The organism is Aureimonas sp. Leaf427 (genome assembly GCF_001425485.1).
Taxonomy (GTDB): domain Bacteria; phylum Pseudomonadota; class Alphaproteobacteria; order Rhizobiales; family Rhizobiaceae; genus Plantimonas.
In genome coordinates this window covers 1-9,716 of record NZ_LMQW01000033.1, presented here as the reverse complement: position 1 = coordinate 9,716, position 9,716 = coordinate 1, and the positions used below count along the sequence as shown (strand labels likewise).

General features: G+C 60.7%; 7 protein-coding genes and 1 pseudogene. 4 read left to right on the top strand and 4 right to left on the bottom strand.

The window, feature by feature from the left end; translation table 11 throughout:
* Positions 1 to 65: 65 nt before the first annotated feature.
* A pseudogene (locus tag ASG62_RS16105) lies at positions 66 to 940 on the top strand (IS3 family transposase); the annotation flags it as partial.
* A 436-nt stretch (positions 941 to 1,376) separates the two neighbouring features.
* On the top strand, positions 1,377 to 3,008 hold the full coding sequence (locus tag ASG62_RS16100; protein ID WP_082537455.1) for a methyl-accepting chemotaxis protein: 1,632 nt from the start codon (positions 1,377 to 1,379) through the stop codon (positions 3,006 to 3,008).
* A 72-nt stretch (positions 3,009 to 3,080) separates the two neighbouring features.
* On the opposite strand, the gene ASG62_RS16095 is transcribed toward ASG62_RS16100, so the two are convergent.
* Positions 3,081 to 3,518, bottom strand: coding sequence for a hypothetical protein (locus ASG62_RS16095; protein ID WP_056698652.1), 438 nt, complete (start codon positions 3,516 to 3,518; stop codon positions 3,081 to 3,083).
* A 59-nt stretch (positions 3,519 to 3,577) separates the two neighbouring features.
* On the bottom strand, positions 3,578 to 4,159 hold the full coding sequence (locus ASG62_RS16090; protein WP_056698650.1) for a recombinase family protein: 582 nt from the start codon (positions 4,157 to 4,159) through the stop codon (positions 3,578 to 3,580).
* A gap of 574 nt (positions 4,160 to 4,733) precedes the next feature.
* On the opposite strand from ASG62_RS16090, the gene ASG62_RS16085 reads away from it, so the two are divergent.
* Complete coding sequence (locus tag ASG62_RS16085; RefSeq protein ID WP_244487673.1) at positions 4,734 to 7,031, top strand: galactose oxidase-like domain-containing protein; 2,298 nt, start codon at positions 4,734 to 4,736, stop codon at positions 7,029 to 7,031.
* Positions 7,032 to 7,315: 284 nt separating this feature from the next.
* Here the strand turns inward: ASG62_RS16085 and ASG62_RS16080 are convergent, their stop codons facing one another.
* Complete coding sequence (locus ASG62_RS16080) at positions 7,316 to 7,705, bottom strand: type II toxin-antitoxin system VapC family toxin (RefSeq protein ID WP_082537454.1); 390 nt, start codon at positions 7,703 to 7,705, stop codon at positions 7,316 to 7,318.
* On the bottom strand, positions 7,702 to 7,962 hold the full coding sequence (locus ASG62_RS25770; protein WP_082537453.1) for an AbrB/MazE/SpoVT family DNA-binding domain-containing protein: 261 nt from the start codon (positions 7,960 to 7,962) through the stop codon (positions 7,702 to 7,704). Before ASG62_RS25770 ends, ASG62_RS16080 begins: the two co-directional genes overlap by 4 nt.
* A 257-nt stretch (positions 7,963 to 8,219) precedes the next feature.
* Here ASG62_RS25770 and ASG62_RS16075 point away from each other — a divergent pair, with 257 nt between their 5' ends.
* Positions 8,220 to 8,807, top strand: coding sequence for a recombinase family protein (locus ASG62_RS16075; RefSeq protein WP_056698645.1), 588 nt, complete (start codon positions 8,220 to 8,222; stop codon positions 8,805 to 8,807).
* Positions 8,808 to 9,716 lie beyond the last annotated feature (909 nt).

Genomic DNA, 9,716 nt, shown 5'->3' with positions numbered 1-9,716 from the left:
GCCTCCTTGCCAGTCTCAAACGGCGCAGATCATGCGCCGAGGAAAAGGGGCGAGCCATTCCATAAACGGACATCGCCCTTGCTGTCCTGGAGCGATCCAACGGACGGTTCACGGTGAGCGCATTGGCGCGGACGCTGGACGTCGCTTGTTCCTACATCAACGAGCGACGCGGCAGGGCGGTGAAGCCGCGGGGGCCGTATCGCAAGGTCGAGGATGTCGAGTTCCTGGCGCCGATCCGTGCCATCGTCGACGCTCGCCCGACCTATGGCTACAGGCGGGTCACGGCGCTGCTGAACCGTCACCTGCGAGCGGAGGGGCAGCCGACGGTCAATGCCAAGCGGGTGCTGCGGATCATGCAGCATCACGGCCTGACGCTGGAGCGCCATACTGCCCGACGGCCCGGCCGAACGCATGACGGCGTCGTCATCGCGCTGCGCTCGAATGTGCGCTGGTGCTCGGACCATCTGGAGATCCATGCCCGCAACCGCGAAGTCGTGCGCATTCTCTTCGTTCTGGATGCCTGCGACCGCGAGATCATCGCCTGGTCGGCCGTCGCGCAGGCCGGTATCTCCGGCGAGATGGTGCGCGACCTCATGGTCACCGCCTTCGAGCGTCGCTTCGGCACAACCAGGGTGCCGCATGACGTCCAGAATGGCTGTCGGACAATGGAAGCGCCTATATTGCCAAGGACACTGCCGACACCGCCCGCGCACTGGGCCTGACGCTGCTCTTCACACCCGTGCGTAGCCCAGAGTCGAACGGCATGTCCGAGGCCTTCGTCAAAACGCTGAAACGGGATTATGCCAGCATCTCGATCCTGCCTGACGCGGCCACCATTCTCGCCTTGATCCCCGACTGGATCGAGGATTATTGCGAGGTCCACCCTCACTCAGGCTTGAAGTTCCGCTCGCCCCGCGAGTTCATCAGGCTCAGTGCCTAAACCCAACCGCCGCCTGCCCGGCGAAATGGGGTCCACTCCAGCTTGTCAACGAACGCTGCGCGTTTGCGCTGACGGGCTAATTGATAAAGATAGCATGCAAATATATAATACAGTAATAGCATAAGGGAATTAGTTGGTATGCGATAAAATCTAATATTGCAATAATACTAATTATTACTTATCAAAAGCTCCACGTAAGCTGCGACAGTTAACCTCTAACTGGCAAATAAACCGTTCGAGTTATTGCTAGTAAGAGTAATAGTAATTTATCTTTGTCTTCGACTCTAGTTGATGCCATGTGGCGGCGCCATAGCCAAGCATGTGCATGCCGCTTCGAGAGGTTGATTGCTCGCTGCTGCTTTATCTCCACATCCGTCCGCAGCTCGGCTGGCGACGGCAAACATGATCCAAGTCCGTCGGACAGATTGGAAACACGATGAGCGACCCGCAAACGAGCTCGTTGAACGAGCGGCTGGAGTTCATAGGCCTCGATGCAGCTGCGCGCGAGCGCCTTAAAATCCTGAAGTCGACCATAAGCTTGGGTATTGGTCCGGCGCTGGATCTCTTTTATTCCCGAGCACGTGTGAATGCGCACACTCGTCGCTTCTTCGCAGACGAAGCGCACATCACCAGCGCAAAAAACCGGCAGATCAAGCATTGGGAGATTATCTCCGAAGCGCGATACGACAGCGACTACGTCTCAGGCGTATCGTCAGTGGGCCGGGTTCACGCCAAACTCGGCCTAGAGCCACGCTGGTACATCGGCGGTTATGCCCTGATCTTAGAAGGGCTCGTGACACAAATCGTGGAAAGGCGCTGGCCGACGCGCTTTGGTCGCAAGGGGGCGAAAGGGCTTGCCGCCGAGATCGCGACGGTGGTCAAAGCTGCGCTGCTCGACATGGATTATGGCGTTTCGGTCTATCTCGACACGCTGGAGGCCGAACGGGCGCAAGCCGAAGCCAAGGCGGCGGACAGCGCCAGCCAACGTCTCGCCATGGACGCTTTCGCCGCTGCGTTTGAGAAGCTTCGTTCGGGCGACTTGCAAGCCCGTGCGCCGACCGCGATCTCGGACGCGTTTAAACCGATGGCTGAAAACTACAATGGCGCTGTCGCAGCGCTAGAAGCACTGATCGGGCAATTTATTCAGTCGGTCGCCACCATCAGCGACGGGCTCGCGGAGATTTCTGTTGCATCCAATGATCTCTCGCAGCGCACCGAGCAGCAGGCCGCTAGCCTGGAAGAGACCGTTGCCGCTCTCGCCGAGGTCACGCGCGGCATCAACGATACGGCTGGCAATGCCGGTGAAGCACGAAACACCGCAGCACTGGTTCAAAGGAGTGCTGAAAAAGGCGGCGAGATTGTCACCAATGCCATTGGTGCCATGGAGGAAATTGAACAGTCGTCTGATAAGATTGGGCGCATCATCGGCGTGATCGACGAGATCGCCTTCCAGACCAATCTACTAGCGCTCAACGCTGGCGTGGAAGCGGCGCGAGCTGGAGAGGCGGGGCGCGGATTTGCGGTCGTTGCACAGGAGGTGCGCGGCCTTGCGCAGCGCTCTGCCGAGGCGGCCAAGGAGATCAAGGCCCTGATCTCGGCGTCAACCGCGCAGGTCGAGCGTGGCGTCGAACTCGTTTCGGCCTCCGGCCGTTCGCTCAAGGAAATCCTCACAGGCGTTTCGGAGATGAACCGCATCGTCACCGGCATCGCGTCGAGCGCCCGGGATCAAGCCACAAGTCTGAAAGAGGTCTCCATGGCGGCGGATCAGATGGACAAGGTCACGCAGCAGAACGCTGCGATGGTCGAGGAAACGACAGCTGCCGCGCAGCATTTGGCGAGTGAGACTGAAAGTCTATCCCAGTTATCTGGTCGCTTCAGCGTAAGCACAGCCGTGCATAATGTGCAAATTCAGAACTCCGAGACCAAGCCAGGGCCGCGAATATCTAAGCCGCAACGAAAAGTTTCTACGCTCGGGGGGGGGGCTCCTGTCACGCAGATGCGAACTACTGCTGCTTTGCAGCGCGAAGTTGCCACGTCGCTCGTTCCTAACGAATGGAATGAATTCTGACCGCACCGATCAGGCAGCTTCAAGCGGTCGGTAGAGGGAGTCTAGTGATCAAGCTTGGCCTCGAACTGAACGCTACCGGTAGGGCCCAGCAAACAGGTCTCCGATGGCACGTCGCATGAGGTAGGTGATGCGACGGCGGGCGAGATGGTGCGGCCGATCGTGGATCATGTGACAGCGCTGGCAGAGGGCGGCGAGATTGGCCGCGGCGTTGTCGGCGACATCGTGGTTGAGATGGGCACAGGCGATCACGACCTTCGTCGTGCGATGACCAAAGCCCTCCGGCAGCTCCGCCGGAACGCCGATGTTGGTGCGAACGCGCTTACCCCGCCCATCGCGCCACTGGCCGCGCTCCTCGTCGAACCAGCGGCCGTCCGCGAGAACGCAGACGATCCTGCCGTGCGGGCGCCCGCAGCGCTCGCAGGTGCCTTTGGCCCGGCGAAAGCGCACCGAGTGAGACAGCTCGCGCCAATCGATGGGATAGAAGCCACGCAGCTCCGGCTTGATCGGCACGGTCCTCTCGTTCTCCTGGTACCCTGTTCCGCAGCATGACCCGTCCAAGCCGCCCTGCCCTACGTTGGCTGCATTGTCGTTTTGCGATTGAGCGATCGGTAGAGTGTCGACCGATTGACGCCGAGCCGCTCGGCGATTTCCGCTATGGTGAGATCGGGATCCTTCATCAGGCGCTTGGCCGTATCGAGCATGGCCGCATCCATCTTCGGCTTGCGTCCACCCAGCCGCCCCCTGGCACGGGCTGCCGATAGCCCTGCCTTCGTCCGTTCGCGAATGAGGTTGCGCTCCATTTCCGCGAAGACCGCGCCGATCTGGAGCATGGTGCGTCCGAGCGCGGTCGAGGGGTCGATCCCATCCTGAAGCGACTGCAGTTTGATGCCGTCTCGCTCGAACTGCTCGAGCAGGCCGACGAGCTGGTGGGTCGTTCGCCCAAGGCGATCGAGGCGCCAGATGACGAGCGTGTCGCCGGCGCGTAGATGCGAGAGCACCTGGTCGAGACCAGGGCGTGTCGTTCGTGCTCCCGACGCCTTGTCCTCAAAGATGCGACTGCAGCCGGCGGCCAACAGCGCATCGCACTGGAGGTCGAGGCGTTGGTCGTCGGTAGAGACCCGGGCATAGCCGATCTTTGTTGCAGAACTCATGCCCGATCATGGTGCGGAGATCATGATTATGCAATACAGATCTGCAACATGGCAAAAGCTGGTTTTCCAGAGGACGATCGCGGACGCAGGAATTGTCGTAAAAACGGTTGGTTAAAAGACAAACGACGGTTGATTACACTCAGGGCGGGGGAAGGCGGTTTGCGATCCAACTCGCTCGCTGGTGCCTTGATCGGGTGTCGCAGGAAGCCGACATTTTCGACCCAGTCGGGATCGACGTTCCAGGACGGGTTACATGGCTTACGCTAGGGAGGAATACGCTTCATAAGGAGTCGCCCTTGGACGAGCCGCGATCGACGAACTGTAGATGAGGAAAGGCGTCTTTCGACGGCTCGGCAACGGGCTTTCGACATTTAGATCTTCGAGATCTGTAAGCCTCGTTTATGTATAGTCGCTCGTTTACGTTAATACCAGAATGATATTACGCATACTCCTGCCGTAAGGGTGGTTGCGATAAACGGCGTATGGCAAATCTAATACTCAACGCGGAAAAATGATGAGAGATGAACCGTTGATAGGCAATGTACGCGCGGTGTCGAGAGCCGCCTTCTCTCTCTTGCTGCTGCTGCATGTTCTCCCGGCGTCGGCTCAGATCGCGGTCGGCGCGAAGCCCGACCTCCTACTTGTCGATCTGGCATTGCCCGCCAACGCGCCCGAAAAAGGCCTGTGGTCCAGCGTGAAGGGCTGGCCTCTCGTCGCGCTTCATTCCGCGCTGATGCCGTCTGGCGCCGTCATGACCTACGGCACGCCGCTCGCACAGGGGGTCCAGGACGGCCGTACCTTCGACCTCTGGGATCCGAACAAGGGTCTCGATGATCCCGCCTCCCACTATACCTTTCCCAATGCGCAGGCGATCGATAGCTTTTGCAGTGCCGCGACCTTGTTGACCTCGGGCAGCATGCTGATTTCCGGGGGAAGCTCGGGGGCATCGGGTCTGTCGGCTCAGGCAAGCACGTTGCTCGATCCCGGCAAGGCGACGCCGACCGCACTGACGTCCGCGCTGGCTTCCCGCCGCTGGTATGCCTCGATGATCTCGCTGCCCGACGGAAGGGCTCTGATCGCCGGCGGCGCTGCGCCTTATGCGACCGAAGCCTACAACGACGTCGCCGGATCGCTTCAGCGTGGCGACGTTTCGATGACGCCGGAGATATATAAGCCCAGCGGCGGTTGGACACGCCTTGTCGGCGCCACCAGCCGCGACGCGTTCGGTCCCGACCTCAACCGTTGGTGGTATCCGCGCATGTGGGTCGCGCCCAGCGGCAACGTCTTCGGGCTTTCCGCCGACAAGATGTGGACGCTGAACCCGACCGGAAACGGGACGATTGCGACGCTCGGTACATTCAAGGGCAGCTACAGCGCAACCGCCAAACCGAACATTGGCCCGACCTCGACAGCCGTCATGTTCGACGTCGGTCGCATTCTGCAAGTCGGCGGAAACGGCGCCGCGAACGGTCAGCAGACCCCTTCCAGTGCAGCTGCCACCGTGTTCGATATTCGCGGTGGAAGCGCGATCCTGACCGAACAGCCCGCCATGGCCCATCCGCGCCAGTGGGCCACCGCGACCGTTCTCGCGGACGGCAGCGTCGTGGTAACGGGTGGCACGCGGTTCGGCGACAATGCGGGTCCGAATGCGGTCTATCCCGCCGAAATCTGGACGCCCTCGACGGGAAGATGGCGGACCGGCGCGAGCGCTGCGACCTATCGCGGCTACCACTCCTCCGCTCTGCTCCTCCCGAACGGCAGCGTCCTCGTCACCGGCGGCGGCGTTCCCGGCCCGGTCGATAATCTCAATGCCGAGGTTTACTATCCGCCCTACCTCTTCAAGACGGTGAACGGCGCGCCCGCGCTGGCCGAGCGACCTGTGGTCGCCCGCGTCAGCGCCACCGGCCTCGGTTACGGCGCGAAGTTCGTGGCGACGCTCGCCGGCAACCAGACGATCGCGCGGGCCGCGGTGGTCGGTCTCGGTTCGACGACGCACAGCTTCAACAGCGGCCAGCGCTATATTCCGGCGACCGTGTCCCAGTCGGGCGCTGACGTCAGCGTGACGATGCCGGCGAATGCGAACCTTGCGCCTCCCGGCTACTACATGGTGTTTCTCCTCGATGCCTCCGGGGTGCCCTCCAAAGGTGTCATCGTCTCTCTCGGAGGGGCCGCTGCCGTTATTCCGGCACCCGAGGGCGCCGGGCCGTTGGCGGCCCAGATCGGGATCGAATCCAAGCGCGTGGCTCGCGGCGGCGACGGCACCACCGTGGTGTTGAACTCCAAGACGGGCGCTCTCTGGAAGCTGACAGGCGACAACGCCGCCGCCGCCATTCCCGCCCCGGTCGGCATGAAGGACGTCGCGGTGGTCACCGCCAAGAGCTTCTACGCCATCGGCACCGACAATGCGGTCTATCGCTACAATGGAACCGGATGGAAGGTGGTCGGAGCCCGTGCCAAGACTGTCGGCGCTTCGGAAGACGGAACGGTCGTCGTCACATCCCTGGACGACACGATCTGGCTGAAGAATGCCGACAGTGACGTCGAGGCCTGGACCAACGTTCCGGGAAAAGCGCTTCGGGTTTCTCCCATGAGCGCGAACGTTCTGTGGTCGATCGGAATGGACGGCAACGTTTATCGCGGCGGCAGAAGCGGTTCCTGGGTGCAGGCCGGTGTCGACGTCAGCGACATAGCGACGGCTGCGGACGGGCGCATTCTCGTGACCAACAAGCCGACCAACGTGCTCTGGACCAAGGGCGGCGACGACGCCGTGCCGAACTGGACCAACCTCCCGCTGACGGCCCAAAGCATCGCGATCGCTCGCGGCGGCCGTATCGTCGCGGTCGATCCGAACGGCGTCGTGGTTCGCAAGTAGCATCGGCAGCGTCTCGGCGCTGCCGAAGGGCGATGGCGAGCCCTGGTCTCGGCACTGCGCCGCTCGATCCCAGTGGGAACCTTCTTCGGTTGGAACGATCTGCCGCTTGGTTTTCTTTGAGGCCGCCCTCGTCTCAAATTCAGGCCCCGCCGTTCTTTGGTTGCATAGACTTTGAGTGCGGAGGTTCCGGTTAGGAAGTCGGCTCCATAGCCTGCGAGGCCAAATTTGTGAAGGTCAGCTCCTGCCTGAAGGCTTTCTGAAGTCAGACAAATAGGTCTACACTTTTACCGGACCTTTTCGACGTGCAGACCTTCCACCCGAACTTTCGCCCAAGCCCTGTCCGCCGTGAGGACCGGGACGCCAAGCTGGATGGCGAGCGCCATGCAGGAGCGATCCCCCAGGCCGATGCCATGTTCCTTTGTCGCTTCAACCAAGGCTGCCGCCGCAAAAGCGGCCGTTCGATCATGGTCGTGGATCTCGAGACGCAGATCCGACACGATCTCCTCGATGACGGGGAGCGCGAGACCACGCGCAAGCAGGCTTTTGACCAGCTCCTGTAGGTTCACCGCAGACATGGCGGCCTGCCCCACCCACGATGCCACCGTCTCGGCGCCAGCCTCATCACGTAGAAGGGCTATGATGGCCGAGGTATCAAAAACGATCCGAGCACTCAATGGTCCGCACCCTCATCGCGACGACGTTCTTCAAGGAAGGCTTCGGTGTCGGCGTCGTTCTTGGCGTGCTCTCGATAAAGCCCTTGTAGGCGCGTCACCACATGCTTGATCGGCGAAAGGCGAACCTCGTCGCCTTCGACTGTCACGATGACTCGCGCCTCGCCGGACAATCCCATCGCCTTGCGAACGGCAAGCGGCAAGACCATTCGACCGTTGGCGCTTATACGGACATCGGTCACCGTTTCAGCTGCGGACATGCGAGTCCTCCTCTACAAGAGCGATTAATGTCATCACCTCGCAGATGGCATAGGCCAGAAGTGTCCGCAATGCCGATGCGGAACCGACTACGATGATGTCACCGCCGCTGCGCTTGATAGCCCTCAGTGCGTTAAATCGGTATACCGCTATGGGACAGTTGACTGGAACAGCGCGCAACGTGCCATAGCGGTCCAATTTGCTTTCTGGTACAGAGGATGCGTCTCAGCCACCGTTTTGGTACGAAAGTACGCCTTCCATGCCCCGATTTGGCTACGCCCGCGTCTCCTCGACCGATCAGGATCTCACCATTCAGCTAGAGAAGCTAAAAGCTGCCGGCTGTCAGGTCGTCCGCTCGGAAAAGATGTCGGGCAAGTCCGCCGAGGATCGGCCCGAGCTTGCGACCGTGATGCAGTTTTTGCGGGAAGGGGACGAGTTGGTCGTGGTGCGCCTCGATCGTCTCGGCCGCTCGACCCGTGATGTTCTCAACCTCGTGCACGAACTCGACCAGAAAGGCGCTTCCCTTCGCATTCTCGATCCTGAGCTTACGACCGGGGGTGATGTCGGACGCATCGTTGTCACGGTGCTCGGCATGGTGGCCGAGATGGAGCGCAAGTTCATCCTGGAGCGACAGCGAGCGGGGATCGAGGCAGCGAAGGCGAGGGGCATCTATGCGGGAGTGGGGCGCTTGAAGTCCGTGCCGGACGACGAGATCCGGCGTCGTCATGCTGCGGGGGAGGGGCCGACACAAATAGCGAAGGTATTGAGAGTCGGACGAACAAGCGTCTATCGTGCGTTGGTTAACATGCAACCGAAAGTGAATGAGATTACAGCTGATGTCTATTAAGGGCCGTAAGCTGCCTGTCTGCATTTCGGGCGAATGGATCGAAAAGCTGCCTCCCCGCGCTCACGCGAACCGGTGTTCCTGTCACCTCCATAGCCCGAGCGGATCCCGCTCGCCCGCCTGATCGATATGATTTTCGAAGTCGAGCCCCGGCTGAACAAGATCTCGAGAATCAAAGACGATCCAAAACGAGACATCACTGTGAAAACGCGCAAGCAGTGCACGTTACGAGACAGAAGTGTGCGTGTTGATTTCAAGCTTCTGAATGCGATGCCGTCAGATGAGATTTTCGACTTTTCCGTGCCCTACAACAAATATGACACAGATCTCGACTGGGCGGAAATTTAAGCAACGGTGCCGAGCATGCGGGCGGAGTGGCCCGCATGCCGTTATCCTTCCCTAACCCCGCGAACGCATCCGGGAGCGAGATCACGCTGACGACCCGTGTGCGGTCGGAAAACCTGAACGCTCTTCGGACGAACAGAGCACGCGGGGTAGGCCTCTCTCCCGCGTGCTGATCACGTCCGATGCGTGTCGCTCTCAAGGCAGAACCATGCGGCGGTCGATACGAACACTGGCGGTCCGACCTTTTTTGCTTCCGTCAGGCCAGCTGTCCATTGCCACCGGTTGCGCCGAAGATCTGTCTTGTCGAGAAACTGAGAGACGGATCGGCCGCTGCTACGTATAGACCGGCAATCTCCGCCGGTTGGCCTGCTCGTCCGTCGCTTCCAAAGTTCTTTAGTTTCTCCGGCGTCGCTCTGCCGCTCACCTGCAGCGGCGTTCAGATGCTGAGAGCGCCACTACGTGATCTGAGTACGCCTACGGTCTAAACCGCCTTTCGGACTAACCGGCGCGGTAAGAGACTGCGCGTATGGACGTCCATAAGCACAGTGCCTTCGAGCGGTTGGAGAT

Bases quoted from the DNA above. Each gene is read 5' to 3' on its own strand.
- ASG62_RS16100 (WP_082537455.1), top strand. From the start codon at position 1,377: ATGAGCGACCCGCAAACGAGCTCGTTGAACGAGCGGCTGGAGTTCATA.
- ASG62_RS16090 (WP_056698650.1), bottom strand. From the start codon at position 4,159: ATGAGTTCTGCAACAAAGATCGGCTATGCCCGGGTCTCTACCGACGAC.
- ASG62_RS25770 (WP_082537453.1), bottom strand. From the start codon at position 7,962: ATGTCCGCAGCTGAAACGGTGACCGATGTCCGTATAAGCGCCAACGGT.
- ASG62_RS16075 (WP_056698645.1), top strand. From the start codon at position 8,220: ATGCCCCGATTTGGCTACGCCCGCGTCTCCTCGACCGATCAGGATCTC.